Annotated in this window: 29 protein-coding genes; 11 read left to right on the top strand and 18 right to left on the bottom strand. The window is 52.9% G+C overall.

Going from position 1 to position 25,612, the window contains the following annotated elements:
* Positions 1-141 precede the first annotated feature (141 nt).
* Positions 142-2,085 carry a 2',3'-cyclic-nucleotide 2'-phosphodiesterase gene (cpdB, locus tag OGW44_RS25410; protein WP_016155525.1) on the top strand — a complete coding sequence of 648 codons (1,944 nt, stop codon included), beginning with the start codon at positions 142-144 and terminating at the stop codon, positions 2,083-2,085.
* A gap of 48 nt (positions 2,086-2,133) precedes the next feature.
* Here the strand turns inward: cpdB and OGW44_RS25405 are convergent, their stop codons facing one another.
* Entirely contained in the window at positions 2,134-2,538 is a 405-nt protein-coding gene (locus OGW44_RS25405) for a winged helix-turn-helix transcriptional regulator (protein WP_016151443.1), read from the bottom strand.
* A gap of 85 nt (positions 2,539-2,623) precedes the next feature.
* Between OGW44_RS25405 and OGW44_RS25400 the strand changes: the two genes are divergently transcribed.
* The 3 genes from OGW44_RS25400 (at position 2,624) to OGW44_RS25390 (ending at position 5,420) form a co-directional block, all read left to right on the top strand.
* Positions 2,624-3,472 (top strand): SDR family oxidoreductase, encoded by an 849-nt coding sequence (locus tag OGW44_RS25400; protein WP_016155524.1) that lies wholly within the window; start codon positions 2,624-2,626, stop codon positions 3,470-3,472.
* Positions 3,473-3,553: 81 nt separating this feature from the next.
* Positions 3,554-4,378, top strand: coding sequence for an AraC family transcriptional regulator (locus tag OGW44_RS25395; RefSeq protein ID WP_016155523.1), 825 nt, complete (start codon positions 3,554-3,556; stop codon positions 4,376-4,378).
* A gap of 76 nt (positions 4,379-4,454) precedes the next feature.
* A complete protein-coding gene (locus OGW44_RS25390; protein WP_047358572.1) occupies positions 4,455-5,420 on the top strand; it encodes a DMT family transporter in 966 nt (321 codons plus the stop codon).
* Between the two features lie 63 nt (positions 5,421-5,483).
* On the opposite strand, the gene OGW44_RS25385 is transcribed toward OGW44_RS25390, so the two are convergent.
* Positions 5,484-7,037: a methyl-accepting chemotaxis protein gene (locus OGW44_RS25385; RefSeq protein WP_046275835.1), complete on the bottom strand. Its 1,554-nt coding sequence runs from the start codon at positions 7,035-7,037 to the stop codon at positions 5,484-5,486.
* Between the two features lie 244 nt (positions 7,038-7,281).
* Here OGW44_RS25385 and ytfE point away from each other — a divergent pair, with 244 nt between their 5' ends.
* Positions 7,282-7,944 carry an iron-sulfur cluster repair protein YtfE gene (ytfE, locus tag OGW44_RS25380; RefSeq protein ID WP_003025690.1) on the top strand — a complete coding sequence of 221 codons (663 nt, stop codon included), beginning with the start codon at positions 7,282-7,284 and terminating at the stop codon, positions 7,942-7,944.
* A gap of 80 nt (positions 7,945-8,024) precedes the next feature.
* Here ytfE and cycA read toward each other — a convergent pair whose 3' ends face one another.
* Positions 8,025-9,434: a D-serine/D-alanine/glycine transporter gene (cycA, locus tag OGW44_RS25375; RefSeq protein WP_016151437.1), complete on the bottom strand. Its 1,410-nt coding sequence runs from the start codon at positions 9,432-9,434 to the stop codon at positions 8,025-8,027.
* Between the two features lie 309 nt (positions 9,435-9,743).
* A complete protein-coding gene (gene bamJ / locus OGW44_RS25370; RefSeq protein ID WP_029139741.1) occupies positions 9,744-10,364 on the bottom strand; it encodes a BamJ family beta-barrel-assembly machinery protein in 621 nt (206 codons plus the stop codon).
* A gap of 219 nt (positions 10,365-10,583) precedes the next feature.
* On the opposite strand from bamJ, the gene OGW44_RS25365 reads away from it, so the two are divergent.
* Positions 10,584-11,234 (top strand): LysM-like peptidoglycan-binding domain-containing protein, encoded by a 651-nt coding sequence (locus OGW44_RS25365; RefSeq protein ID WP_016151435.1) that lies wholly within the window; start codon positions 10,584-10,586, stop codon positions 11,232-11,234.
* 54 nt (positions 11,235-11,288) lie between these two features.
* On the opposite strand, the gene OGW44_RS25360 is transcribed toward OGW44_RS25365, so the two are convergent.
* The 6 genes from OGW44_RS25360 to OGW44_RS25335 form a co-directional block, all read right to left on the bottom strand.
* Entirely contained in the window at positions 11,289-12,212 is a 924-nt protein-coding gene (locus OGW44_RS25360; RefSeq protein ID WP_016151434.1) for a DMT family transporter, read from the bottom strand.
* A 143-nt stretch (positions 12,213-12,355) separates the two neighbouring features.
* On the bottom strand, positions 12,356-12,805 hold the full coding sequence (rplI, locus tag OGW44_RS25355) for a 50S ribosomal protein L9 (protein ID WP_003025676.1): 450 nt from the start codon (positions 12,803-12,805) through the stop codon (positions 12,356-12,358).
* A gap of 41 nt (positions 12,806-12,846) precedes the next feature.
* Positions 12,847-13,074, bottom strand: a complete 228-nt coding sequence (gene rpsR / locus OGW44_RS25350) for a 30S ribosomal protein S18 (protein WP_000135199.1) — start codon at positions 13,072-13,074, stop codon at positions 12,847-12,849.
* A gap of 4 nt (positions 13,075-13,078) precedes the next feature.
* Positions 13,079-13,393: a primosomal replication protein N gene (priB, locus tag OGW44_RS25345; protein WP_003025674.1), complete on the bottom strand. Its 315-nt coding sequence runs from the start codon at positions 13,391-13,393 to the stop codon at positions 13,079-13,081.
* Between the two features lie 6 nt (positions 13,394-13,399).
* Positions 13,400-13,795 carry a 30S ribosomal protein S6 gene (rpsF, locus tag OGW44_RS25340; RefSeq protein WP_016151433.1) on the bottom strand — a complete coding sequence of 132 codons (396 nt, stop codon included), beginning with the start codon at positions 13,793-13,795 and terminating at the stop codon, positions 13,400-13,402.
* A 159-nt stretch (positions 13,796-13,954) separates the two neighbouring features.
* Positions 13,955-14,719 (bottom strand): TSUP family transporter, encoded by a 765-nt coding sequence (locus tag OGW44_RS25335; RefSeq protein WP_016151432.1) that lies wholly within the window; start codon positions 14,717-14,719, stop codon positions 13,955-13,957.
* Between the two features lie 298 nt (positions 14,720-15,017).
* On the opposite strand from OGW44_RS25335, the gene yjfY reads away from it, so the two are divergent.
* Positions 15,018-15,293, top strand: coding sequence for a DUF1471 family protein YjfY (gene yjfY / locus OGW44_RS25330; protein ID WP_016155520.1), 276 nt, complete (start codon positions 15,018-15,020; stop codon positions 15,291-15,293).
* Positions 15,294-15,423: 130 nt separating this feature from the next.
* On the opposite strand, the gene OGW44_RS25325 is transcribed toward yjfY, so the two are convergent.
* From OGW44_RS25325 to ulaA, 6 genes are read right to left on the bottom strand one after another with little or no spacing between them, the layout of a single operon-like run.
* The gene (locus OGW44_RS25325) at positions 15,424-16,110 is read right to left on the bottom strand and encodes an L-ribulose-5-phosphate 4-epimerase (protein ID WP_185654791.1); all 687 of its coding nucleotides are present in this window, start codon (positions 16,108-16,110) and stop codon (positions 15,424-15,426) included.
* A complete protein-coding gene (locus tag OGW44_RS25320; RefSeq protein WP_016151429.1) occupies positions 16,110-16,964 on the bottom strand; it encodes an L-ribulose-5-phosphate 3-epimerase in 855 nt (284 codons plus the stop codon). Before OGW44_RS25320 ends, OGW44_RS25325 begins: the two co-directional genes overlap by 1 nt.
* 9 nt (positions 16,965-16,973) lie before the next feature.
* Positions 16,974-17,624: a 3-keto-L-gulonate-6-phosphate decarboxylase UlaD gene (locus OGW44_RS25315; protein WP_185654792.1), complete on the bottom strand. Its 651-nt coding sequence runs from the start codon at positions 17,622-17,624 to the stop codon at positions 16,974-16,976.
* A gap of 12 nt (positions 17,625-17,636) precedes the next feature.
* The gene (ulaC, locus tag OGW44_RS25310) at positions 17,637-18,104 is read right to left on the bottom strand and encodes a PTS ascorbate transporter subunit IIA (RefSeq protein ID WP_185654793.1); all 468 of its coding nucleotides are present in this window, start codon (positions 18,102-18,104) and stop codon (positions 17,637-17,639) included.
* 11 nt (positions 18,105-18,115) lie between these two features.
* Complete coding sequence (ulaB, locus tag OGW44_RS25305) at positions 18,116-18,421, bottom strand: PTS ascorbate transporter subunit IIB (RefSeq protein ID WP_016151426.1); 306 nt, start codon at positions 18,419-18,421, stop codon at positions 18,116-18,118.
* Between the two features lie 15 nt (positions 18,422-18,436).
* Entirely contained in the window at positions 18,437-19,834 is a 1,398-nt protein-coding gene (ulaA, locus tag OGW44_RS25300) for a PTS ascorbate transporter subunit IIC (protein ID WP_047358895.1), read from the bottom strand.
* Positions 19,835-20,201: 367 nt separating this feature from the next.
* Between ulaA and ulaG the strand changes: the two genes are divergently transcribed.
* Positions 20,202-21,266, top strand: coding sequence for an L-ascorbate 6-phosphate lactonase (gene ulaG, locus OGW44_RS25295; protein WP_016151424.1), 1,065 nt, complete (start codon positions 20,202-20,204; stop codon positions 21,264-21,266).
* A gap of 106 nt (positions 21,267-21,372) precedes the next feature.
* Positions 21,373-22,128, top strand: coding sequence for an HTH-type transcriptional regulator UlaR (gene ulaR / locus OGW44_RS25290; protein WP_047414946.1), 756 nt, complete (start codon positions 21,373-21,375; stop codon positions 22,126-22,128).
* Here ulaR and yjfP read toward each other — a convergent pair.
* A complete protein-coding gene (gene yjfP, locus OGW44_RS25285; protein ID WP_016155514.1) occupies positions 22,125-22,874 on the bottom strand; it encodes an esterase in 750 nt (249 codons plus the stop codon). The genes ulaR and yjfP overlap by 4 nt on opposite strands.
* A gap of 181 nt (positions 22,875-23,055) precedes the next feature.
* Between yjfP and bsmA the strand changes: the two genes are divergently transcribed.
* Positions 23,056-23,385 carry a biofilm peroxide resistance protein BsmA gene (gene bsmA, locus OGW44_RS25280; protein ID WP_185654794.1) on the top strand — a complete coding sequence of 110 codons (330 nt, stop codon included), beginning with the start codon at positions 23,056-23,058 and terminating at the stop codon, positions 23,383-23,385.
* 147 nt (positions 23,386-23,532) lie between these two features.
* Complete coding sequence (yjfN, locus tag OGW44_RS25275; protein ID WP_185654795.1) at positions 23,533-23,808, top strand: DUF1471 family protease activator YjfN; 276 nt, start codon at positions 23,533-23,535, stop codon at positions 23,806-23,808.
* 85 nt (positions 23,809-23,893) lie between these two features.
* On the opposite strand, the gene OGW44_RS25270 is transcribed toward yjfN, so the two are convergent.
* The gene (locus tag OGW44_RS25270) at positions 23,894-25,516 is read right to left on the bottom strand and encodes an isovaleryl-CoA dehydrogenase (protein ID WP_185654796.1); all 1,623 of its coding nucleotides are present in this window, start codon (positions 25,514-25,516) and stop codon (positions 23,894-23,896) included.
* Between the last annotated feature and the right edge of the window lie 96 nt (positions 25,517-25,612).

Genomic DNA, 25,612 nt, shown 5'->3' with positions numbered 1-25,612 from the left:
ACCCGATCGCCAAAGGATCCGCCAACTGTGATAGCGTCTGCGGTTTTAAACGCTATATTCATGTCATGATTCACAGTTCTGTAAGCAAGAAGATTTATATACATTTTCTTTTGTGGCTTAGATCTTAAAAGGATGCCCCTGATGATTAAGTTTAGTGCAACGTTTCTGGCCACGCTGATTGCAGCCAGCGTCAATGCCGCGACCGTCGATCTGCGTATAATGGAAACCACTGATTTGCATAGCAATATGATGGATTTCGATTATTACAAAGATACGCCGACTGAAAAATTTGGCCTGGTTCGTACGGCAAGCCTGATCAACGCAGCACGTGGTGAAGTCAAAAACAGCGTGCTGGTTGATAACGGTGATCTGATTCAGGGCAGCCCGCTCGGGGATTATATGGCGGCCAAGGGGCTGAAAGCGGGCGAAACGCATCCGGTATATAAGGCACTGAATACGCTGGATTACGCCGTGGGTAACCTTGGCAACCATGAATTTAACTACGGTCTTGAGTATCTGCACAACGCGCTAGCCGGGGCGAAGTTCCCATACGTTAACGCCAATATCATCGACGTTAAGACCAAAAAGCCGCTGTTTACTCCTTATCTGATCAAAGAGACTGAGGTTGTCGATCAGGAAGGAAACAAGCAGACGCTGAAAATTGGCTATATTGGGTTTGTGCCGCCACAGATCATGACCTGGGATAAAGCCAACCTCAGCGGCAAAGTGACGGTGAATGACATTACGGAAACCGCACGTAAATACGTGCCGGAAATGCGAGCCAAAGGTGCCGATGTCGTGGTGGTGGTTGCTCACTCCGGGCTTTCTGCCGACCCATACCAGGCGATGGCGGAAAACTCCGTTTACTACCTCAGTGAAGTTCCGGGCGTGGATGCCATTATGTTTGGTCACGCTCACGCCGTTTTCCCGGGGAAAGACTTTGCCAACATCAAAGGCGCAGATATCACAACAGGCACGCTCAATGGCGTTCCTGCGGTGATGCCGGGCATGTGGGGCGATCACCTGGGGGTGGTGGATTTAGTGCTGAATAACGACAGCGGTAAATGGCAGGTTACGCAGGGGAAAGCGCAGGCGCGCCCGATTTATGACGCCGCGGCCAAAAAATCACTGGCTGGCGAAGACCAAAAAATCGTTGAGATCCTAAAAGCCGATCACGATGCCACGCGTGAATTTGTCAGCAAGCCAATCGGTAAATCTGCCGACAACATGTACAGCTATCTGGCGCTGGTTCAGGACGACCCGACCGTGCAGGTGGTGAATAATGCGCAGAAAGCCTATGTGGAACATTTTATCCAGGGCGATCCGGACCTGGCGAAACTACCGGTACTTTCCGCCGCTGCACCGTTTAAAGTCGGTGGACGCAAGAACGATCCGGCCAGCTTTGTCGAAGTCGAAAAAGGTCAGCTTACCTTCCGTAACGCCGCTGATTTGTATCTCTATCCCAATACCCTGGTCGTGGTGAAAGCCAGCGGTAAAGAGGTGAAAGAGTGGCTGGAATGTTCTGCCGGGCAGTTTAATCAGATTGATATCCACAGCAGCAAACCACAGTCGTTAATTAACTGGGATGGCTTCCGTACCTATAACTTCGACGTGATTGACGGCGTGAATTATCAGATTGATGTTTCACAACCCGCTCGCTATGACGGTGAATGCCAGACGATTAACCCGCAAGCGGAGCGTATTAAAAATCTGACCTTTAACGGCAAACCGATCGATCCGAACGCAACCTTCCTCGTCGCGACCAACAACTACCGCGCCTACGGCGGTAAGTTTGCCGGGACCGGCGACAGCCACATCGCGTTTGCATCACCAGATGAAAACCGCTCGGTGCTGGCAGCATGGATAGGTTCCCAGACAAAGAGCGCAGGCGAAATTCATCCAGCGGCAGATAACAACTGGCGTCTGGCGCCGATTCACAGCGAGACACAACTGGATATTCGCTTTGAAACATCACCGTCTGATAAAGCCGCTGCGTTTATCAAAGAGAAAGGCCAGTATCCACTGAAGAAAGTCGCTACCGATGACATCGGCTTCGCCATTTATCAGTTGGATTTGAGTAAGTAAGACCACGCCGGGTGGCGCTGCGCCATCCGGCAAGCCCGACCAGGTCGTTTACGCTGATGCCGGGACGTCTTCGTTCTTAACGGTATGATTTGCCAAAACCTGCGGCAAATTCACCTCTATCCAGTCCGCCAGCGCTGCGACTTTTTCGCTCACCTGCTCACCCAACGGTGTCAGGCTATACTCCACATGCGGCGGTACCACCGGATATGACACCCGATTGATAAACCCGTCCTGTTCTAACGCCTGCAGGGATTGCGCCAGCATTTTTTCACTGACGCCGCCCATCTTACGGCGCAAATCGCTGAAACGGTGCGTACCGTCGCGCAGCGCCACCAGAATCAATACACCCCAGCGGCTGGTGACGTGTTTTAACACCTCGCGGGAGGGACACTGCTCGGCAAACAAGTTGCCATCACGTAATTGCTGGGAGAGCGTCAAAGCTGTCATTTTCATACTAACCTTTTTGTACGTACTTACTAAAAGTAAGTTTAGGTGTTAATGTGATTAAACACAAGACCAATACCAAAGGAGTTATCCTATGATCGCGATTACTGGTGCCACTGGCCAACTGGGCCAACACGTTATTGAAACGCTACTGAAAACCGTTCCTGCCAGCCAGATTGTGGCTATTGTGCGTAATCCTGCTAAAGCGACGGCGCTTAGCCAGCAGGGCATTACCGTTCGGCAGGCGGATTACAGCGATGAAGCTGCCTTTACCACGGCCTTACAGGGGATAGACAAGTTACTGCTAATCTCCTCCAGCGAAGTGGGACAACGTGCCCCGCAGCATCGCAACGTGATTAACGCGGCGAAAGCGGCCCACGTGAAATTTATCGCCTACACCAGCCTGCTGCACGCCGATCGCTCCCCGCTGGGGCTGGCTGATGAGCATGTCGCAACCGAGAAGATGCTGGCTGAATCCGGTATCGCGTACGCGCTGCTGCGTAACGGTTGGTACACCGAAAACTATCTCGCCAGCGCACCAGCCGCGCTGGAACACGGCGTGTTTATTGGGGCGGCGGGAGAAGGCAAAATCGCCTCGGCGACCCGTGCCGACTATGCCGCTGCCGCTGCGCGCGTCATCAGTGAAGACGGTCATGCCGGTAAAATCTATGAACTGGCGGGCGACGCAGGCTGGACCCTGAGCCAGCTGGCGGCCGAACTGGCAAAACAGAGCGGTAAAAAAGTGGTGTATCAAAACCTGAGCGAAGCTGATTTTGCCGCCGCGCTGAAAAGTGTAGGTCTACCTGCCGGACTGGCGGACATGCTGGCTGACTCAGACGTTGGTGCCTCTAAAGGTGGCCTCTTCGACGACAGCCATACGCTGAGCAAACTGATTGGTCGCCCAACCACGTCGCTGGCAGACAGCGTCAAAGGCATCGTGTAAGTGTTAAAAATTAGTTAATTGTGGTGGCATCCCCGCGCATCCTCTCTGATAATGACATGATGATGCGTGGGGAGAGAAGACGTGCAAGGTGTACCTGAGCAGTTTATTGATGAGAAAGACAGCGCCCGCTTTCGCCATCTGGCACAGGTGCCGGGCGTTGAGCTGTATCATGCGCATATCTCGCGTTACGCCTTTGAACCCCACACCCATGAAGCGTTTGGTATTGGCGCGATAGAAGCCGGAGCCGAGCGTTTTCGCTATCGCGGCACGCAGTACGTGGCCCCCGCCCATTCTGTCGTCACCATGAATCCCGATGAGCTACATACCGGCGAAGCGGAAACCGCCGACGGCTGGCGCTATCGGATGATCTATCTTGAGCCCGATCTTCTGGAAGAAGTCACCGGGATCCGCCACTGGTGGTTTCATGACGTAACGCGTCACGATCCGCTACGCTCGCGCCAGATCTGCTCGCTGATCCATGGCCTGTGGAACACTGAGGATCCGCTGGCGCAAAAAGGGCTATTACTCGATCTGATCGACACGTTCCAGCCGCTGGCCCGCCATGCGCCGGTATTACCGGAGGGAGCGCATCGCTTTGAGCGGGTACGCGAGTATTTGCACGATAATTATATGCACCCGGTCACGCTCGACGAACTGGCGCGGGTTGCAGCGCTGAGTCCCTGGCATTTTCAGCGCCAGTTTAAATCTCATTTCCACGTCACGCCGCACCAGATGCTGATGGCGATCCGCCTGTGGCGAGCCAAAGGTTTTCTCACTCACGGAATGCCCGCCGCGGAGGTCGCTGCCGCAACCGGCCTCACCGACCAGTCGCATCTCACCCGCGCGTTTACCCATCGCTACGGTATTACGCCGGTACGTTATCAGAAACAAGTCGTCCGGCGTTGAACAGCAATCTCATACAATACGGCTGCATTTTTCCTGCCTACACTCGACTTATTGTTAAGCGATGTGGATGTCAAAAATGATTAGCGGCGTGTTGTATGCCCTGCTGGCTGGGCTGATGTGGGGATTAATTTTTGTTGGGCCGCTGATCGTACCGGAATATCCGGCGGTATTGCAGTCGATGGGGCGCTATCTGGCGCTGGGGCTAATAGCGTTGCCGATTGCCTGGCTGGGGCGTGTGCGCTTGCGTCAGTTGACGCGCAAAGACTGGGTCACTGCGCTGGCGCTAACGATGATGGGTAATCTGATTTATTACGTTTGCCTGGCAAGCGCCATCCAGCGCACTGGCGCGCCGGTTTCAACGATGATTATTGGTACATTGCCGGTTGTGATCCCGGTCTTCGCTAACCTGCTCTACAGCCAGCGCGACGGCAAATTATCATGGTGGCGTCTGTCGCCTGCGCTGGTGCTGATTGGTATCGGTCTGCTGTGCGTGAATATCTCGGAGCTGAATCAAGGCTTACCCGACTTTAGCGGCTGGCGTTATGGTTCTGGAATCGCGCTGGCGCTGATCTCGGTAGTGTGTTGGGCGTGGTATGCGCTGCGTAATGCCCGCTGGCTGCGCGAGAATCCAGATAAGCACCCGATGATGTGGGCGACGGCCCAGGCACTGGTAACGTTGCCTGTTTCTCTGCTCGGTTATATTGCAGCCTGCCTGTGGCTGAACGGGCAAACGCCGGACTTTGCCCTGCCCTTCGGCCCACGTCCGGGCGTGTTTATCGGCCTGATGATAGCGATTGCGGTATTGTGTTCGTGGGTTGGCGCACTGTGCTGGAACGTCGCCAGCCAAAAATTGCCGACGGTGATCCTCGGCCCGCTGATTGTCTTCGAAACGCTGGCTGGCCTGGTGTACACCTTTATCCTGCGCAAGGAATTTCCACCGCTGCTGACGGTAAGCGGCATTGCGCTGCTGATTGTTGGGGTGGTGATAGCCGTCAGAGCCAAACCACAGAAACCAAGCGTCGTCGTGGTTCCACAATCATAATGGCCCAGACGGCGCTGCGCTAATCCGACCTACAAGATATTATTTTGTAGGCCGGAGTAGACGTTAAACTTTAAACACCGCTACGGTCTGATTCAGTCGTGCTGCCTGCTCTTCGAGCGCGGCGGCGGCGGAAGCTGACTCCTCCACCAGCGAGGCGTTTTGCTGCGTCACGCGATCCATCTCGGCAACCGCCTGACCTACCTGATCGATACCCCGGCTCTGTTCATCAGAAGCCGAGGCTATCTCGCCCATGATGTCGGTCACACGGGTCACGGCGCTCACAATTTCCGCCATCGTTTCACCCGCTTCATGCACCAGCGCCGTACCGGCATTTACCCGATTCCCCGAGTCATCAATCAGCGCCTTAATCTCTTTCGCCGCCTGAGCGCTACGCTGTGCCAGTGTACGGACCTCGCCAGCGACCACGGCAAACCCACGCCCCTGCTCGCCCGCACGTGCCGCTTCTACTGCCGCGTTCAGCGCCAGAATATTAGTCTGGAAGGCAATGCCGTCGATAACATTGGTAATTTGCGCGATTTTGCTGGAACTGGTGGCAATTTCATCCATCGTACGCACTACGCCATCAACCACGGTTCCGCCTTTCTGCGCCGTCTGTGAGGCATTTTTTGCCAGACTGGTCGCCTGACGCGCGTTATCCGCGTTCTGCTTCACGGTAGCGGTGAGTTGTTCCATGCTGGCAGCAGTCTCTTCCAGAGAGGCGGCCTGCTGCTCGGTACGTGAAGAGAGATCGTTACTGCCGGCGGCAATTTCACCTGCGCCGGTATAGATGGTGTCAGCCCCGTCACGCACCACGCTGACTGTGTTCGCCAGCGCCTGCTGCATGTCGCGAACGTTGACTGCCAGCAGCGCCATCTCATTGCTGCCATCGGCGTTGATGCTGTGCGTCAAATCACCCGCAGCAATGTGGCGAATATGCCCCATCACTTCGTGGAGAGGCTTGAGCAGCACTCGCTGCATTGCCAGCCAGCTGGCGATAATCACGGTGACGACAATCAGCATCACGGCGGATAACAGCCAGATTATCTTCTGGTAATCACTCTCATTGTCCTGCACTCCGGCAGTGGCCAGCGCCGTTTGCGCGCTACGCCATTCCCGATAGACTTCCTGCATGGCCGTTTGCTTTTGCTCGGCATTCTGCTTGAACATCTCTTCCAGCTTACCTTCAGCCAGCAGCGCGTTCATTTTAGCCAGCGTCGCAGAATAGATGCCGTACTGCTCTTCCAGTCGATCGGCCAGATGTTCATCAAGCCCCGGCGTTTCCGGCAGGGCGTAGTATTTATCGTAATGCTCTTTCGATTCGGCCAACAGGCGATTTGCCGTGTTCACCAGTTCCTTCAACTGACCGCCGTTAATCTCGCTAGCCATCGTTCCCTGTAAACGCAACATGCCCCGGTTGAGCGTGACGCGAGCCTGGTTCAGGCTAATCCACGCATCGGTAAACTCGGCCACGTTCTGGCTGGAAAGCTGAGAGACGTTAAAGTTTTGCTTATCGTTATTGAGCGCGCCAATAAAGACGCCCGCGGAGATGAGCTGCATCGCGCCCAGGGCGAGTAACACGGTGATAAGTAAGGTTATCACTTTGATTCGTTTAAACATCTGTAGCCTTTTATTATGCAGGTATTGTCTGAGGTCTAACTATCGGCAGCGGCGTGCGCTTATTTAATCCTGTCGCGCGGCTTTTTTCGCCGCCCCTCTCCTTTCTAATAAGATTCAGCACCTTAACGAAACAAGAAATTTTCGTGACATTCCTTACAAAACACCCCACCCCGAAAGGGTTATATCCTTCGCTATAAGTTGCATTTAATATACATCTTATATTATTGAGAATGAGGTAACGGCAATGTCTTATCGCGATCAACCTTTAGGTGAACTGGCGCTCTCTATTCCTCGCGCTTCGGCCCTGTTTCGTAAATACGATATGGATTACTGCTGCGGCGGTAAGCAAACGCTGGCACGCGCTGCTGCGCGTAAAGAGCTGGATTTAGACGTTATTGAGGCACAGCTCGCGCAGTTGGCTGAACAGCCGCTGGAGAAAGACTGGCGTACCGTGGCACTGGCTGAAATCATCGATCATATCATCGTGCGTTATCACGACAGACACCGCGAACAGCTGCCGGAACTGATTCTGCAGGCCACGAAAGTTGAACGCGTTCACGCAGATAAACCGAACGTACCACGCGGTCTGGCGAAAAACCTGACCATGCTGCATGAAGAGCTGTCCAGCCACATGATGAAAGAAGAGCAGATCCTGTTCCCGATGATCAAACAGGGCATGGGTAGCCAGGCGATGGGACCAATCAGCGTGATGGAAAGCGAACATGACGATGCCGGTGAACTGGTCGAAGTGATCAAACACATCACCCATAACGTGACGCCGCCGCCAGAAGCCTGCACCACCTGGAAAGCCATGTATAACGGCATTAACGAGATGATCGACGACTTGATGGAACACATCAGTCTGGAAAATAATGTGTTGTTCCCGCGAGCTCTCGCCGGGGAGTAAAGATATCGCCGGATAGCGCTAACGCGAATCCGGCCTACGGAATTCAGGCCCGGTAAGCATCGCGCTACCGGGCACTAAAATTAACGCATACCAGCCATACGTTTCTTACCGATAAACAACCAACCCAGCCCCAGCGCGATGAACCACAGCGGCGTCACGATCAGCGCCTGGCGGGTATCATCTTCCAGCGTCAGCAATACCAGTACGAAGACGAAGAACGCCATACATACCCAGCACATCAGCTTGCCTAGCGGCATCTTGTAGATTGATTTTTCATGCAGGTGCGGACGCTGCTTGCGGTACACCAGGTACGAGCAAAGAATGATGGTCCAGACGAACATGAACAGAATCGCCGACACGGTGGTGATCATGGTGAACGCGCCAATCACGCTCGGGTTCACGTAAAGCATCACCACGCCGCCCAGCAGACAGATACAGGAGAAGGTTAAACCTTTCGCCGGAACTGCGCGTTTAGACAGTTTGGCAAATGCTTTAGGCGCTACGCCTTCCTGTGCCAGGCCGAACAGCATACGGCTGGTAGAGAACACGCCACTGTTTGCGGAAGAAGCAGCTGAAGTCAGCACCACAAAGTTGATCAGGCTCGCCGCGGCAGGCAGCCCGACCAGCACAAACAGTTCAACGAATGGGCTCTTGGTTGGCACTACCGAGCTCCACGGTGTTACAGACATAATCACGATCAGCGCAAAAACGTAGAACATGATGATACGGATCGGAATCGAGTTAATGGCGCGCGGCAGAGATTTCTCCGGGTCCTTGGTTTCCGCTGCGGTCGTTCCCACCAGCTCAATACCCACAAACGCGAACACGGCTATCTGGAAGCCAGCAAAGAAGCCGCTCAGACCTTTCGGGAACCAGCCACCGTCATTCCACAGATGCGTGAACGATGCCTGAACGCCGGTTGGCGACTGGAAGTGCGTCAACACCATCACCAGACCAACGACAATCAGGCCGATGATGGCGACGATTTTGATCATCGCAAACCAGAACTCCATCTCACCGAACATTTTTACAGTGGCAAGGTTGAGGCTCAGCAGCAGCACGATCACCGCCAGCGAGGCGACCCAGTCTGAAAGTTCGGGGAACCAGAATTGCGCATACGCCGTAATGGCGACAACGTCTGCCATCCCGGTAACAACCCAGCAGAACCAGTAAGTCCAGCCGGTAAAATACCCGGCCCATGGCCCGAGCAGATCAGAGGCGAAATCACTAAAAGATTTGTACTCCAGATTCGAGAGCAGCAATTCACCCATTGCACGCATCACGAAAAACAGCATAAAACCGATAATCATATACACAAAGATGATCGACGGTCCGGCGAGGCTGATGGTTTTACCAGAGCCCATAAACAGGCCGGTACCAATAGCACCACCAATGGCAATAAGTTGAATATGACGGTTTGTGAGATTGCGCCGTAGCGACTGTTCAGACGAAGCCTCTTCAGCGGCGTCGACTTTTACCTGATCTACCATGTTTTTTCTTCCTGTACCTGTCTGTGTTGTTCAGGCTCTACGGCCTTTAGTGTGTCTATGATACGACGTTCCTGATTATCAGGACTCATCGATATTAGGTAAGAATTGGCGGGATGAATACTAAGATTTAGATATAATGTTAATTTAATGTTTAAAGTGAGTGTCATATCACTCTGATAGCGCGAATCAGCTCACAAAAATACACGCTAACGAGGCATTTGCAAAATAAAATATCGACAACCACGTAACTATAGCTTTTCACGCTATTTTTTTGTTCCCCCCGGCCTCGGAGGGAACAGAAGTCACTGCTTACAGGATCTCAAGCAGCTCAACGTCGAACACCAGTGTGCTGAACGGAGGAATGGACGCGCCAGCGCCACGCTCGCCGTAAGCCAGTTCCTGAGGAATAGTCAGTTCCCATTTGGAACCTACCGGCATCAGGGTCAGCGCTTCAATCCAGCCAGGGATCACGCCGTTAACCGGGAATTCAGCCGGTTCGCCGCGTGCGACAGAGCTGTCAAACACGGTACCGTCGATCAGTTTACCGGTGTAGTGCACGCGAACGCGGTCAGTACGCGCTGGAATAGCACCTTCCCCCTGAGTCAGAACACGGAACTGCAAACCGGATTCAGTGCTGTTCACACCGTCTTTCTCACGGTTTTCTTCCAGATATTTGACGCCATCAGCCGCCATAGCCTGGAAACGCTCGCGACGTACTGCATCAGCGCGTTCGTGGATTTCACGCAGTGCGCGATGCACAACATCAACCGGCACTGCCGGGTGCTTACCTTCCAGCGCGTCAGCGATACCCGCTACCAGCGCTTCAGGCAACAGTCCTTCCAGTCCGGATTCACTCAGCTGTTGTCCTACCTGCAAACCAATGCCGTAGCTTGCTTGCGCTTCGATAGTGTCAAAAGTCGGGTTAGCCATCATATTTCCTTTCATCGGATGTAAAGTAGCGGGCAGCATATCAGCCATGCCGCATCCGGTAAAACTTTGTCTCGGGAACAGATGACAAATCGCGAGGAAACATAAACAATAGGAATACCCCGCGTTGACGTCACGAAAGCGGGTAATATGACGAACATCATAGCATTAGCCATCTATACTCTATGATCGAGGAACGAGACGCGGAGCAGGAGGAAAGCCATGCCCGGGCGCTTTGAATTAAAACCAACCCTGGCGAAAATCTGGCATGCACCGGACAATTTTCGCATTATGGATCCGCTACCGCCTATGCACCGACGCGGCATTATAATTGCTGCTATCGTGCTGGTGATAGGCTTCCTGCTGCCCTCCAGTGACACCAGCGATGCCCCTGTGGTTACGCGTACTGCCCAGCTGGATTTACAGTCACAGTCGCAGCCGCCGACCGAAGCTCAACTGCAGGCACAGTTGGTCGCCCCGCAAAACGATCCGGGCCAGGTCGCTCCGCTTGCGCCTGAGCCAATCCAGGAAGGAGAACCAGACGCGCAGCCGCAGGCTCAGCAATCTCAGCCGCAGACGCAACCTTTCCAACAGGATAGTGGAATTGAGCAGCAGTGGCGCTCCTATCGCGTAGACTCGGGCAAAACGCTGGCGCAGGTATTCCGTGACCATAACCTCCCGCCAACCGATGTATACGCAATGGCGCAGGTTGAAGGTGCCGGAAAACCGCTGAGCAACCTGAAAGACGGCCAGATGGTACAAATCAGGCAGAATGCCAACGGCGTGGTAACGGGATTAACCATTGATACCGGTAATGGTCAGCAGGTACTGTTTACTCGGCAACCTAACGGCAGTTTTATTCGCGCCCGTTAACCGGCACACCTGTAGGCCTGATAAACACAGCGCATCAGACATTAAGGTGAAGCGTCAGCGCTTCACCTTGTTCACCCACCAGATCCCGGAACAGACCAGCACCAGCGCCAGCGCATATTTCCATTCGAGAATGTTTTCGCCGAGGAATATCGCCGACAGAACCGCCCCCGAAACCGGGATCAGGAAGTTAAACGGCGCAATCATCCCCACGCGGTTATGCTTGAGCAGAATACTCCACAACGCAAAAGCGACCGAAGAGAGTAACGTCAGGTAGCCCAGAATCGCCACTGAAGACGCGCCGTGTACGGTCAGCGTGCCACCAAAAGCGTAGCCGCCGATAACCAGCGCCAGACCGCCGACACCCAACTGATATCCTGTCATTACCGTCGGGTCTACCGTCTGAGAAATGCGTTTACCGTATAACGTGGCGGCAGAAAGAATAAAGGCCGCCATCACCACTGAACCGTCCCCTAACAGGCTGAAGTTAAAATCCAGTCCGCTGCTAAAGTTCACCACCATTACGCCGGTAAAACCCAGGATACAGCCCAGCACTTTGTTGTAGCTCAGCTTGTCGTTCTGATAGATAAAATGGGCCAGCAGCACGCTGAAGAAGGTGCCGGTCGCGTTCATGATCGACCCTTTCACCCCCGTCGTGAACGCCAGGCCAATATAGAAGAAGATGTATTGCAGCGAGGTTTGCGTCAGTCCCAACAGCGTGAGCTGACCGTACTGACGCGGGCTTAACCGGCCAATCGGTTTACGCTGCGCCACCGCCAGCAATAGCAGCAATAATCCAGCAAACAGGAAGCGATAACCGGCAAAGACAATTTTTGAAGGAATGTCATCCGTGGCAATCTGGAAGATCTCATATCCGCTTTTGATCGCCGGATAGGCGCTCCCCCACAGCAGACAGCAGAACGCTGCGCTCAGGTAGACAACATTTTTACGCGCAAACAGAGGTTGGTGCGTTGGTTCCATTCCATCACCATTTTAAAATAATGTTTTATTTTTATGATTATCCCGAAAAGGATAAAGAATAGCCAGAGCGAAAAGCGGAGGGAACAGAAAAGCAAAACGCCGACACAAGGCCGGCGCTTTTACGCGGTAATCAGAATAAAAACTTATTCTGCAACTACGTTTACAGTCAGCTTAGCAAACACTTCGCTGTGAACCTGGAAGCTCACTTCGTGCTCACCAGTGGTACGCAGAACGCCGTTCGGCAGACGAACTTCGCTCTTAGCTACTTCAACGCCAGCTGCAGTTACAGCGTCAGCGATGTCGCGAGTACCGATGGAACCGAACAGTTTACCTTCGTCGCCAGCTTTAGACGCGATGGTTACGGTTTCCAGTGCGTTGATTTTCTCAGCACGAGCTTCAGCAGCGGACAGAACGTCAGCCAGTTTAGCTTCCAGCTCAGCGCGACGCGCTTCGAAAAATTCAACGTTTTTCTTGGTAGCAGGAACAGCTTTACCCTGTGGTACCAGGAAGTTACGAGCATAGCCCGCTTTAACGTTAACCTGATCACCCAGGCTACCCAGGTTTGCTACTTTATCAAGCAGAATAACTTGCATTACCTTATCCTCTCAAAGTCGTATTAATGGACCGTGACCGATTACTGATGACGATCAGTGTACGGCAGCAGGGACAGGTAGCGAGCGCGTTTGATAGCGCGAGCCAGCTGACGCTGGTATTTTGCACGGGTACCGGTGATACGGCTTGGGACAATCTTACCGCTTTCGGTGATGTAGTTTTTCAGCGTAGCGATATCTTTATAGTCGATCTCTTGAACGCCTTCCGCGGTGAAACGGCAGAACTTGCGACGACGGAAATAACGTGCCATATGGCTAGTCTCCAGAATCTATCAATTCAATCTGCTCGGCATGCAGAACCATTTTGCTCAGGCCGTTCTTTGCCTTGTGGCAAGAGATGAACCCCTGAACGGTCACTGCGCTACCGACCGTTATACTGTGAGTAATGGCCTGGTTTTCGTGTCCGCTAATAATAACGGGCATTTGGCACCACGCCTGCCGGTGAAACCCGGCTTCCTCCTGCACAGAACGATGCTCAAGCACGAACTGGCAATGAGGAATTCCTGATGGACTGACCTTTCGAAGGGGAGCCCTGCACACGGTGCCGGACAACGCCAGACGGTTGGTCATCAGAAATTACTCTTCAGAATCCCCAGCTTCAGCATCATCTGCGGTTTCGTTAGCGAAATCATCGCGACGTTCACGACGCTCGTCTTTCGCTTTAACCATCGGAGATGCTTCGGTAACAGCGTGTTTAGTACGCATAACCATGCTGCGGATAACGGCATCGTTGAAGCGGAAGGTAGTTTCCAGCTCATCGATCACTTCCTGCGGCGCTTCAACGTTCAGCAGAACGTAGTGAGCTTTGTGCAGTTTGTTGATCGGGTAAGCCAGCTGACGGCGGCCCCAGTCTTCCAGACGGTGGATCGTGCCTTCTGCACCAGTGATGGCAGCAGTGTAGCGTTCGATCATACCCGGAACCTGTTCGCTCTGGTCAGGATGGACCATAAAAACGATTTCGTAATGACGCATCGAATTGCTCCTTACGGATTATTCAGCCTCCTGTCTGGGTCAGCCGAGGCCCGGGGAGGCAAGGAACGTGTTAAAGGTCGGCTGAAAAATTGACGCGTCATAATACTGGCGCCTGCCACTAAACTCAAGGTAATTGTACGATTATTTATCATGTCGCCATTAATACATATCCAGCAGCATTTTGACGCTGATGCAAATGGAGACAATGACAATCATGGGTCGGATAACTTTCTTGCCGCGCGTTAGTACGACCGTCGCGCCAAGACGTGCGCCGAGGGACTGCCCGGCAAACATCACCAGCCCCAGTGACCAGATCATTTTACCGCCAAAAATGAAGAACAATATCGAGGCGATGTTGGATGCCAGGTTAATAAAATTCGAGTGAATTTGCGCCTTATCGATGCTGTATCCCCACAGCAGGATATAGCTGAGGGTATAAAAGGAGCCAGCCCCGGCACCGAGAAAGCCGTCATAAAAGCCAATGCATCCCCCGCCGATCAACGAGAAGAGAAACAGGGATACTTGCTGCTTTCTTTTCGGTTCGCTGAGATTTGGCGCAAAAATAAAGTAGATAGCGACCGCGATAATCAGGATCGGGAGCAGTTTCTTCAGCAGTTCCGGTTCAATGAACTGGATAAGCGTCGTTCCCATCGCAGAACCGATAAAGGCAGATAAAAACACATACTTGTGCTCCTGCACGTTGATATGCCCCCGGCGTAAAAAATAAATCCCGGAGGTCAGCGAGCTGCCCAGCGCCTGAATTTTATTGGTTGCCAGCGCATTCGCCGGGGGTAAACCAGAAATTAACAGTGCGCCAATCGAGAGAAAACCACCGCCTCCCGACACCACGTTAATAAAGCCTGCCACCAGCGCGACCATAAACATAATCACAAAGTAGCTGAAATCCATGAATGAAGTATCCATAAGTTTTTGCCTTATTATCATAAAGTTATATTAATTATCCGGCTCACTATAAACGGCGTACTCACCCGATTAAATTGACTATTTGGTAAGTGCTTATGCGCGAAAGACAGGTATTTTTCACCGCAGCGGTACACACCAGCGGCCTGTTAATAAAAGAAAAGATGGCTATGCGGTAATTTTTTGAACAACTGCATCAGAAATGGTCGCTATCGACTGCGCCGGTAGCGGTTAAAATTACATCAGAAGCTAATCACTCACAGGAGAGAGGCAACCAAAGACCGCAGTCGAGGAGGTACATATGCGAGCCCGTGTTTTGACCCTTCTGGCTATGCTTTTGCTTAGTGCAAATGCAACGGCAGCCATCAAAATTGACAATCATCAGGCCAGAAATATGGATGATGTGCAGAGCTTAGGCGTCATTTACATAAATCATAACTTCGCCACTGAAAGTGAAGCCACTCAGGCCCTGAATGAAGAGACCGATGCGCAAGGCGCAACCTACTACCACGTGATCCTCACCAGGGAACCCGGTAGTAACGGAAATATGCACGCCAGTGCAGATATTTACCGCTAGCACCAGAAATAACCAACGAGAACATTGCCGCAGTTTAATTTGCCCCCTTCACAGGGGGCTTTTTTTGCAAAAAAGTCCCGAAACCAGATCGATAACATCCCCTGAATGATTGGGCTCCAGGACTTAGTCGTTACTTCTGTCCGTAATAGGCGTTTGGGCCGTGCTTACGCATGAAATGCTTATTCATCAGATAGCTGTCGATGGGGCTAAGAGCCGGATTAATACCACGCGCAATCCATGCCATTTTTGCCACTTCCTCCATCACCACGGCGTTATGTACCGCATCGTGAGCATCCTTGCCCCAGGCAAACGGGCCATGCTGGTACACCACTACGCCAGGCGTATGCAAAGGTTCCACCTCCCCCAGCGTTTCGACAATCACCTTACCGGTATTTAGCTCATACTCGCCCTGAACTTCAGCTTCAGTTAACGCCCTGGTGCAGGGAATATCGCCAAAGAAGTAATCCGCATGCGTCGTGCCAAGCGAGGGAATTGCCAGACCCGCCTGCGCCCATGCCGTCGCGTGGGTTGAGTGGGTGTGCACCACGCCGCCGAGAGAAGAATAGCGGCGATACAGCTCCAGATGGGTGGCGGTATCAGAAGAAGGACGATAGCGCCCTTCCACTACGTTGCCGGCCAGATCCACAACCACCATGTCATCTACCTGCATCGTTTGATAGTCGACGCCGCTAGGCTTAATCACCACCAGACCGCGCTCGCGGTCAATGGCGCTGACGTTCCCCCAGGTGAACGTCACCAGCCCGTAGCGCGGCAAATCCATATTGGCCTCAAAAACCTGCTGTTTAAGTTTTTGCATTACACCGCCTCCACCAGACCTGCGCTGGCCATTCGCGCCTTCACCCAGTCGCGCGCCTTCGCGACTTCACGTGCCGGGTCGTCCGACGTTTCACTCCACATCTCAATCAGGTATGGTCCGCAGTACCCACTCTGTTTGAGCGTCGCAAAACAACGTTCGAACTCAACAACCCCTTCACCAAACGGCACATTTTTGAATACACCAGGTTTGGTATCCTTCACGTGTACGGCAACGATATGACCCATCCCAGCCTGCAGCTCCATCTGCACGTCGTTATCCCACGCCGACAAATTGCCAATATCGGGATACAACTGGAACCACGGATTGTTGAGATAGTGGGCATAACCCAGTGCCTTGCTGATCGAATTCATCAGCGGATAATCCATGATTTCCATCGCCAGCGTCACCTGCGCGCGGCTCGCCATCTCCACGCTCTCTTTCAGCCCATCGCGAAACCGACGACGCGTTTCGTTATTGGCCTGCTGGTAATAGACGTCGTAACCCGCCAGTTGAATAACGCGAATACCGATATCCTGCGCAAACTGAATGGCTTTACGCATGATCTCCAGCCCCTGTTCGCGCACCGCATCATCTTCACTGCCAAGCGGGAAACGACGATGAGCGCTCAGGCACATGGACGGTACGCGTATCCCTGTCTCAGCGATAGCGGCCACCAGCGCCAGTCGCTGCTCGCGGCGCCAGTCAAGACGCGCCAGGCGATCGTCGGTTTCATCAACCGATATTTCGACAAAATCAAAGCCCAGTTCCTTCGCCAGTTGCAAGCGTTCCAGCCAGCACTCCCCGCCGGGGAGCGCTTTTTCATAGATACCGAGCGGGACCTGTTTCGACAGCATAGTCGCTCCTTATCCCCACAGTTGGGCGATGGAACGTTTGAACTGACGCGCAGCGTCTACCGGAGAGGCGGCATCGCGAATACTACGTCCGGCAATAAAGACGTGGATAGGGATCCCCTGGAACAGCGGCAGATCCTCCAGCGCCAGGCCGCCGGTGACGGTGACCTTAAAGCCCATATCAGACAAGCGTTTGATGGCGCTGATATCTGCCTTTCCCCATGCCACACCCGCCGCCTGCGCGTCACGGCTGCGGTGATATACCACTTGCCCAATGCCCGCGTCACGCCACTCCTGCGCCTGCTCCCAGGTCCAGTAACCAGTCAGTTCAATCTGCACGTCGCCGTTAAATTCTTTCGCCACCTCCAGCGCCCCCCTGGTGGTGTTGATATCCGCACAGCAGATGACGGTAACCCAGTCAGCGTTGGCTTCGAAACACATGCGCGAGAGGATTTTACCCGCGTCGGCGATTTTGGCATCCGCCAGCACAATTTTATGCGGATAAAGCGCCTTCAGATCGCGTACGGCGCGCACCCCCTCTGCCACGCAAAGAATCGTGCCCACCTCAATGATATCGACCTCTTCGGCAATCAGACGCGTCGTTTCATAGGCGGAAGACATTGATTGGTTATCCAGCGCAACCTGCAACATAGGTAATGACATTTTGGTATCCTTTTAAACAGCCGCCGCAGTGGCGTTATCAATTAAATCCAGCACTTCCTGCGCGGTACGGCAGGCACGTAAACGGTCGAAATTGGCTTCGTCGTCAAAGAGATTCACGATCTGCATGATGCCGACTTCCTGATGTGTATTGGCGTCTACTGCCGCCATGGTGATCAGGATGTCGACCGGGTCGTTATCTTCGTGGTTAAACACCAGCGGTGTTTTCAGCGTCACCAGCGCAAAACCGGTTTTCTTGACCCCTTCCTCCGGACGGCCGTGCGGCATCGCCAGGCCGGGCGCAATCACAAAATACGGGCCGAACTGTTCGACTCCGTCGAGGATGGCCTGGTAGTAGCGTGGTTCAACCACATCAGCCTTAACCAGCAGATCCACGCTCAGCTTTACCGCTTCCTGCCAGGGGCTGGCCTCGGCCTGTAAAAGGATGGCGTTATTGTCTGCCAGCGAATCACGTAATTTCATAGGCCGCCTCCTTACTTCACGTCCTGAGGGAAATGCGCGTTGATCACTTCCAGCAGTTTTGGTCCAAAATCGGCGGGAGACAGCATGTTGCGTACGCCAACAACATATTTATTGCCCGATACGGTAATCTCACCGGCGATATGGGTAGAAGCGATGATGATATCCGCGCCGCTCAGTTCACTTTTGTATTCGCCTACTGCGCAACTGTTTACCGTATGGTCAATATTTGACTGGGTTAAAAACTGATCCACCTTCATCTTCATGATCATGGAACTCCCCTGCCCATTGCCACATACAGCCAAAATACGTACGGTCATAATCGGAACTCCTTATTAAGCAGAGTGTTCTGCCAGTTGTTTTTCTGCGTCTTCCTCAGCGCGCAAGGTGCGTCCTGCGAAAAACATATAAGCCAGTGCAATCAGAATAATGACGGCCATAAACACGATGCCGATGGAGGCAAAGCCCTGCATCATCGGCGGCGCCAGAATTGACCAGTCCGCCATGCCCATCCAGGCGCTCATCCCGGTGAGCTTCACCGCCCAGACGCAGCCGAAGATTTCGATCATCCCCATCACCAGGCAAATCTTGAGCGCCGCGCGCCAGCCGCCAAAGTGGTTAGCAAACACGCCGATAGTCGCGTTCGAGAAGAACATCGGAATAAAACCAGGGATAATCAGAATAGAAGAGCCGCAACCCACCAGGATGCCCACCGCAATCAGTTGGCCGATGGTGCCCCACATAAAGCCCCAGACCACCGCGTTGGGCGCAAAGCTATAAATCGCCGCGCAGTCGATAGCCAGCACTGCACCCGGGATCAGACGTTGAGAGATACCGTTGAACGCTTCTGAAAGCTCAGCAACGAACATACGTACGCCCTGAGTGATAATGAAAATAGCGACGGCAAACGAAAAACCGGTCTGCAGAATATAGACCGTCCAGTGGGTTTTACCCGCCATCGCCTGAACCACATCAATACCGAAAGAGAGCAGGATCGCGCCGAAGAAGAGGGTCATAACAATCGCGGTAGAAACGATGTTGTCATGGAAGATATTCAGCCAGCCCGGCAGCTTCAGATCTTCAACACTCTCCTCTTTCTTACCCAGATAAGGCGCGACTTTGTAGGCAATCCATGAAGCGAACTGCTGCTGGTGACCGATGGAGAAACCGCAGCCGTCGGTCACTTCCTGCGTCGGCTTGTACATCATATTGGAGGTAATGCCCCAGTAGAGGGACACCAGCACAGCGGTGCAGATGATGGTGGTCCACATCGGGTAACCGAAGATGAAGAGAGAGACGGCAATCAAGCCCGCCTGCTGGAACATAATGTGGCCGGTCAGCATGATGGTGCGAATGCCGGTAATACGCCGTAGCAGTACGTAACAAATATTCAGCGCCAGCGCCAACAGCACAGCATAACCCACCCAACTATAGGCATCGCCCATACGTTCGATGGTTGCCATCATGGAGGCATAGGTATCGGAAATCGCACCATTGATACCGTAAACTTCGGACATCTTCGCCACCACCGGTTTAAACGTGCTGGTCAGAATGCCCGATCCCGCTTGCAGCAACATAAAACCGATAATCGTTTTGATCGTGCCTTTGATAATAACGCTGACGCTTTTACGCAGCAGGATGTAACCAAGACAGGTCACAATACCCAACAGCAAGGGCGCGTTGGTCATAACCTGATTAAAAAAGACGGTAAAGATGTTGTAGAGGATCTCCATAACGATCTCCAGTAGACGAAGTTGCTGAACATTCATTACAGATGCCCAGGATGTTGTGCCCTCACTCTAATTTTCAAAAGTAATCACAACAAGATTGAATTTGATTAAATGTGATGCAGTACGCAAATAATTCACACACTTGCAGAGTGGCTTTACTTCTAATTCATCGCTTCCAAAATAAACTCTATTAAAACAATAAAATACAAAACCAACATTCAAGTAGACCATCCTGTCACGCTGTGATTTGATCACATTTCCCCGTTGAACAGCGAAAATCAACGCATTGCCTTCTTGAAAAAATGATGTCAATATCAATCAAAACAAATCATAAATTGACTTAATCTGAATAAATATGAAGGTAAATGCGATGAGTAAAGTAAAAAGCATCACGCGTGAATCATGGATCCTGAGTACATTCCCGGAGTGGGGAAGTTGGCTGAATGAAGAGATCGAACAGGAGCAGGTCGCCCCGGGCACATTCGCTATGTGGTGGCTTGGCTGTACCGGCATCTGGCTGAAGTCGGAAGGCGGGACGAACATCTGCGTCGATTTCTGGTGCGGAACGGGTAAACAGAGTCACGGTAACCCGCTAATGAAAACCGGCCACCAGATGCAACGCATGGCTGGGGTGAAGAAACTGCAGCCAAACCTGCGCACCACGCCGTTTGTTCTTGATCCGTTTGCAATTCGACAGATCGATGCGGTGCTGGCGACACACGATCATAACGATCACATCGACGTGAATGTCGCGGCCGCCGTCATGCAAAACTGCGCCGATGACGTGCCATTTATCGGGCCGCAAACCTGTGTGGATCTGTGGATCGGTTGGGGTGTGCCAAAAGAGCGCTGCATCGTGGTAAAACCAGGCGATGTGGTGAAAGTGAAAGATATTGAAATTCATGCGCTTGACGCGTTTGATCGTACGGCATTAATCACGCTACCTGCCGATCAAAAAGCGGCAGGTGTGCTGCCGGATGGTATGGATGCACGTGCGGTAAACTACCTGTTCAAAACACCGGGTGGAACGCTGTACCACAGCGGAGACTCGCACTACTCTAACTACTACGCAAAGCATGGCAACGAGCACCAGATCGACGTTGCGCTCGGCTCCTACGGTGAGAATCCGCGCGGGATTACGGACAAAATGACCAGCTCCGACATGCTGCGCATGGCGGAAGCGTTGAATACGAAAGTGGTGATCCCTTTCCATCATGACATCTGGTCAAACTTCCAGGCCGACCCTCAGGAGATCCGCGTACTGTGGGAGATGAAAAAAGATCGACTGAAGTATGGCTTTAAGCCGTTTATCTGGCAGGTGGGCGGTAAGTTCACCTGGCCGCTGGACAAAGACAACTTTGAATATCACTACCCGCGCGGCTTTGATGACTGCTTCACGATTGAACCGGATCTGCCGTTTAAATCCTTCTTGTGACCCCTACAAAATGCCGGGCTATTCCGGCATTTTTTCCCATTTACTTTAGTATTTCCAGGCTATTTCAAATATCATCTTTTCAAATCAATTTGTATCGGAATAGCTCATGACTGAAGCACAAAGACATCAAATATTGCTGGATATGCTGGCGCAGTTGGGCTTTGTTACCGTTGAGAACGTGATTGAGCGTCTGGGGATTTCACCAGCCACAGCACGCCGGGACATCAATAAACTCGACGAAAGCGGCAAACTCAAGAAAGTCCGCAATGGCGCAGAAGCCATCACCCAGCAACGTCCGCGCTGGACACCTATGAATCTGCATCAGGCGCAGAACCACGATGAAAAAGTTCGCATTGCCAAGGCCGCATCCCAACTTGTAAATGCGGGTGAAAGCGTGGTGATCAACTGTGGATCAACCGCCTTCCTGCTTGGTCGTGAAATGTGCGGCAAGCCGGTGCAGATCATCACCAATTATCTGCCGCTGGCGAACTATCTGATCGACCAGGAGCATGACAGCGTGATCATCATGGGAGGGCAATACAACAAAAGCCAGTCCATCACGCTTAGTCCGCAAGGCAGCGAAAATAGCCTGTATGCCGGACACTGGATGTTTACCAGCGGTAAAGGGTTGACCGCGGACGGACTGTATAAAACCGATATGCTAACCGCGATGGCTGAGCAGAAGATGCTTAACGTAGTGGGTAAACTGGTGGTGCTGGTCGATAGCAGTAAGGTCGGTGAACGCGCGGGGATGCTGTTCAGTCGCGCCGATCAAATCGATATGCTCATTACCGGCAAAAACGCTAACCCTGAGATTCTGCAACAACTTGAAGCTCAGGGCGTAAACATCGTGCGCGTTTAAAGGTGCTGGCGAAAAAACGTTACCGTCGCTGCCAGCGCCTCTGGCGTGATGCGGTGGCGTACGCCCGCTTCCCACAGGCAGGTTAAATTGTTATCCAGCCCTGCCTGAATCAGCGCCTGCTGTAAGCGGAAGGTTTCAACCGCGGGCACCACATCGTCCTCCTGTCCATGCCACAACAGCAACGGTCTGTCGGCCAGGCGTTGTAGCTGATGCGTAACGTCCCATTCGGCGAGCGGTGCGATAACGGCATCGAACTCTGCCTGCTGCTCTGGCGTCTGGACTCGTAAAGGGGGAAAAAGCGTCTGTGCAAGACGGGTAAAATAGCCCGAACCCATCAGGCTGGCTACACATTTAACCTCGGGATGGCGGGCCATAATGCCCAACGCCGTCATGCCTCCCATCGACGCCCCCGCAACAGCAAGTCTTTCATCTGATAGCCAATTTTCCGCCACCAGCGCCGCACGTAACGTCGTAAACTCCTGCATGTTTTGCTGCAATATATGCCAGAAGCGAAACATTCGCTCCTGAGCATCACCGTTGAAGCGGGCACCATGGTCGGGCGCATCTGGCATGACAACCCGGAATCCGGCCTGAGCCAGAGCAACGGCAAAATAGCTATAGACCAGGCTTGAAGATGTAAACCCGTGATAGAAAATAATGCAAGGGAGTGAACACTCGCGTTTGCCAGCCGGAACGGCGTGCAAGACAGGGATACCAGCCAACTGTCGTGTTTCAATTTCGATCATTTGTCGCCTCTTTTTTTCTGGTATGCCATGCAGCAATACTTAACGCAAGCGAATGTGTTCGGCAATGATTCATAATGTTGAGAACTGGGTTACGCTTTCGCAACATTTTCATTCGAAAATCGCGTGAGAGATAACACTTCGGGAACATTCCCCTAAAGGGAAATTGATAAGGCACTACACTATGGCTATCAGGAAACGAGATAGAGTTATGCGTCGGTTTGCCTCTTTATTGCTGGTGATGCTTTTAAGCGCCTGTAGCGTGCTACAGGGAACGCCCCAACCCGCACCGCCCGTTGCCGACTACCCGCAGGAGATCCGCCGTGACCAGAGTAATGGGTTACAGCGAATAGGAACGGTCAGCGCGCTGGTAAGAGGCTCTCCGGATGATGCGCTGGCAGAGATCCGTGACAAAGCCGTCGCGGCTAAAGCTGATTACTACGTGGTTTTATTAGTGGATGAAACCATCGTGACAGGCCAATGGTATTCACAAGCTATTTTGTATCGTAAATAACATTGGGTTGGAATTTAGTCAGCTTTACATTGCTTTGCGCCGCTATGCGTTTACCTGTGCACAATAAACCAACAGCAGGAAGCTTGAGGTTTATGATCGCGATGGAATGCCCTGCCGTGTGTAGGGGTACGAATAATGGAGCTGACGATGAAACAATCACTTTCCTTATCCTCACTGCTGCTTTCTGCCGGACTGGTAGGTACTACGGCGCAGTCTGCCGAGTTCGCCAGTGCTGACTGCGTTACAGGCCTGAACGAAATTGGCCTGATATCTGTCAGTAACATTGCAGGGAATCCGCAGGATGTAGAACGAGTAGTCGCGTTAAAAGCGGATGAACAGGGTGCCTCATGGTATCGGATCATTCAGATGTACGAAGACCAGCAGCCCGACAACTGGCGCGTACAGGCCATTCTCTATGCTTAACAGATTGCCGGATGGCGTAAACTTATCCGGCCTACATTGAATGTAGGCATGATAAGGCGCGCCAGCGTCGCCATCAGGCATATTATTACCGTAATCCCCCCGTTGCCCGCAGGAGCAAGTCGTTCAGCACCTGTTCGGACAATCGTAGTCCACCACGCGTATCGAGCATCATTTGACACCAGGCCTGCGCCACTGGCGGAGAGGCATAGCGCAACATCTGCGCCCCGCAACCGAGCAGGAAAAGCTGCTGTGTAATCTCCCGTCCCAACTCCTCGCTGGGTTTACGTAAACGCTGCTGTAGTTGACGTACCATTCGATCGTAATGTCGGTCTTGCCCTTTTACCTCAGCAAAGGCTTCGCTGAGCATATCGTATATGCCGGGTTGTTTTGTCAGCACCCGCAATACATCGAGGCACATAATGTTGCCAGAGCCCTCCCAGATACTGTTTACCGGCATCTCACGATACAGGCGCGGCAACTCACTCTCCTCGCAGTAGCCAATCCCGCCGAGCACTTCCATCGCCTCTGCAACAAACGGCATACCGGCCTTGCAAACAGAGAATTTCGCTGCTGGCGTGAACAACCTGGCCCACAGAGATTCTTTGGTATCAGCGCGACGGTCCCAGGCCCGCGCCAGTCGGAACAGTAACGCCGTCTGACCTTCCAGGTGGAGCGCCATCCGACCTAATACCTGGCGCATCATCGGCTGTTCGATCAATGGTTTGCCAAAAACCTGTCGCTGGTGCGCATGGTAAATCGCGACAGAAAAAGCACGTCGCATCATGCCATGACTGCCGAGCGCACAGTCAAAACGCGTCATCCCACCCATTTTCAGGATATGACGTATACCTTCCCCTTCTTCACCCAATAGCCAGCCAATCGCATCGTGGAATTCAACCTCGCAGCTGGCGTTGGAGCGATTGCCTAACTTATCTTTCAGCCGCTCCAGACGGATAGCATTACGCTGCCCGTCGGGTAAAAATCGCGGTACAAAAAAGCAGGATAAGCCTCCCTTTGCCTGGGCCAGCACCAGATGGGCATCGCTTTGCGGCACGGAGAAAAACCACTTATGTCCCACCAGCCGATACGAGCCGTCTGTAAGACGTTCTGCCTGAGTGGTATTGCTTAGCACATCTGACCCCCCCTGCTTCTCGGTCATTCCCATGCCGATCAATAACCCACGCTTTTGCCCTCCGGGCAGTAAATGCGAGTCATAACGGTCGCTTAGCAGCGGCGTAAACCAGTCGTGAAAGGGAGCAGGTAACATCTGAAGTAACAACGGCGTGGCGGCAAAAGTCATGGTAACCGGACACAACGTGCCCGCTTCCACCTGCGCATGCAGCATGAAACGGGCCGCCCGGGCAACAAATGTTCCCTGCCTCGCGTCTTCTTCCCAGGCCAGATTATGTACGCGATTGGCGCACAATCCCTGCATCAGTAAATGCCAGGCAGGATGAAAACGCACATCATCCAGCCGCTGCCCCTGCGAGTCGTAGCGCAACAACTCGGGTGGAAAAGCATTGGCCAGACGGCCAAGCTCGAGCGACTCGGCAGTCCCTAGCTGCTGACCAATACTGGCGAGAAGATCGCTATCCCAGCCAGCGCCTTCACGGATAACCGCTTCACATAGCGCGCCATCGGACAGATATAAGTTGCTGTTATTGAGCGGTACAGGTTGGTTAAAAACGGTATGCGTTTGCCAGTGCATTGTGTCTCCCTCCGTCAATGGCCGTCACCTTAAGTATGGTCAGGCAGAAGGCAGCACGCATGGGACAACGGTCACAAAAAAGCCATCCCGAGGGAT

The organism is Citrobacter sp. Cb023, from assembly GCF_030336805.1.
Taxonomy (GTDB): domain Bacteria; phylum Pseudomonadota; class Gammaproteobacteria; order Enterobacterales; family Enterobacteriaceae; genus Citrobacter; species Citrobacter braakii.
This window is presented reverse-complemented; position numbering and strand designations above follow the sequence as displayed.

What these genes read in the sequence shown, in the direction of transcription:
- cpdB (WP_016155525.1), top strand. Translation starts at nt 142, where the DNA reads ATGATTAAGTTTAGTGCAACGTTTCTGGCCACGCTGATTGCAGCCAGC.
- ulaB (WP_016151426.1), bottom strand. Translation starts at nt 18,421, where the DNA reads ATGACCGTACGTATTTTGGCTGTATGTGGCAATGGGCAGGGGAGTTCC.
- OGW44_RS25390 (WP_047358572.1), top strand. Translation starts at nt 4,455, where the DNA reads ATGATTAGCGGCGTGTTGTATGCCCTGCTGGCTGGGCTGATGTGGGGA.
- OGW44_RS25320 (WP_016151429.1), bottom strand. Translation starts at nt 16,964, where the DNA reads ATGCTGTCGAAACAGGTCCCGCTCGGTATCTATGAAAAAGCGCTCCCC.
- ulaC (WP_185654793.1), bottom strand. Translation starts at nt 18,104, where the DNA reads ATGAAATTACGTGATTCGCTGGCAGACAATAACGCCATCCTTTTACAG.
- cycA (WP_016151437.1), bottom strand. Translation starts at nt 9,434, where the DNA reads ATGGTAGATCAGGTAAAAGTCGACGCCGCTGAAGAGGCTTCGTCTGAA.
- OGW44_RS25405 (WP_016151443.1), bottom strand. Translation starts at nt 2,538, where the DNA reads ATGAAAATGACAGCTTTGACGCTCTCCCAGCAATTACGTGATGGCAAC.
- ulaR (WP_047414946.1), top strand. Translation starts at nt 21,373, where the DNA reads ATGACTGAAGCACAAAGACATCAAATATTGCTGGATATGCTGGCGCAG.
- OGW44_RS25385 (WP_046275835.1), bottom strand. Translation starts at nt 7,037, where the DNA reads ATGTTTAAACGAATCAAAGTGATAACCTTACTTATCACCGTGTTACTC.
- rpsF (WP_016151433.1), bottom strand. Translation starts at nt 13,795, where the DNA reads ATGCGTCATTACGAAATCGTTTTTATGGTCCATCCTGACCAGAGCGAA.
- yjfY (WP_016155520.1), top strand. Translation starts at nt 15,018, where the DNA reads ATGCGAGCCCGTGTTTTGACCCTTCTGGCTATGCTTTTGCTTAGTGCA.
- rpsR (WP_000135199.1), bottom strand. Translation starts at nt 13,074, where the DNA reads ATGGCACGTTATTTCCGTCGTCGCAAGTTCTGCCGTTTCACCGCGGAA.
- ulaA (WP_047358895.1), bottom strand. Translation starts at nt 19,834, where the DNA reads ATGGAGATCCTCTACAACATCTTTACCGTCTTTTTTAATCAGGTTATG.
- rplI (WP_003025676.1), bottom strand. Translation starts at nt 12,805, where the DNA reads ATGCAAGTTATTCTGCTTGATAAAGTAGCAAACCTGGGTAGCCTGGGT.
- bsmA (WP_185654794.1), top strand. Translation starts at nt 23,056, where the DNA reads ATGGCTATCAGGAAACGAGATAGAGTTATGCGTCGGTTTGCCTCTTTA.
- priB (WP_003025674.1), bottom strand. Translation starts at nt 13,393, where the DNA reads ATGACCAACCGTCTGGCGTTGTCCGGCACCGTGTGCAGGGCTCCCCTT.
- yjfN (WP_185654795.1), top strand. Translation starts at nt 23,533, where the DNA reads ATGAAACAATCACTTTCCTTATCCTCACTGCTGCTTTCTGCCGGACTG.
- OGW44_RS25365 (WP_016151435.1), top strand. Translation starts at nt 10,584, where the DNA reads ATGCCCGGGCGCTTTGAATTAAAACCAACCCTGGCGAAAATCTGGCAT.
- ulaG (WP_016151424.1), top strand. Translation starts at nt 20,202, where the DNA reads ATGAGTAAAGTAAAAAGCATCACGCGTGAATCATGGATCCTGAGTACA.
- OGW44_RS25360 (WP_016151434.1), bottom strand. Translation starts at nt 12,212, where the DNA reads ATGGAACCAACGCACCAACCTCTGTTTGCGCGTAAAAATGTTGTCTAC.
- ytfE (WP_003025690.1), top strand. Translation starts at nt 7,282, where the DNA reads ATGTCTTATCGCGATCAACCTTTAGGTGAACTGGCGCTCTCTATTCCT.
- OGW44_RS25400 (WP_016155524.1), top strand. Translation starts at nt 2,624, where the DNA reads ATGATCGCGATTACTGGTGCCACTGGCCAACTGGGCCAACACGTTATT.
- bamJ (WP_029139741.1), bottom strand. Translation starts at nt 10,364, where the DNA reads ATGGCTAACCCGACTTTTGACACTATCGAAGCGCAAGCAAGCTACGGC.
- OGW44_RS25270 (WP_185654796.1), bottom strand. Translation starts at nt 25,516, where the DNA reads ATGCACTGGCAAACGCATACCGTTTTTAACCAACCTGTACCGCTCAAT.
- OGW44_RS25315 (WP_185654792.1), bottom strand. Translation starts at nt 17,624, where the DNA reads ATGTCATTACCTATGTTGCAGGTTGCGCTGGATAACCAATCAATGTCT.
- OGW44_RS25325 (WP_185654791.1), bottom strand. Translation starts at nt 16,110, where the DNA reads ATGCAAAAACTTAAACAGCAGGTTTTTGAGGCCAATATGGATTTGCCG.
- yjfP (WP_016155514.1), bottom strand. Translation starts at nt 22,874, where the DNA reads ATGATCGAAATTGAAACACGACAGTTGGCTGGTATCCCTGTCTTGCAC.
- OGW44_RS25335 (WP_016151432.1), bottom strand. Translation starts at nt 14,719, where the DNA reads ATGGATACTTCATTCATGGATTTCAGCTACTTTGTGATTATGTTTATG.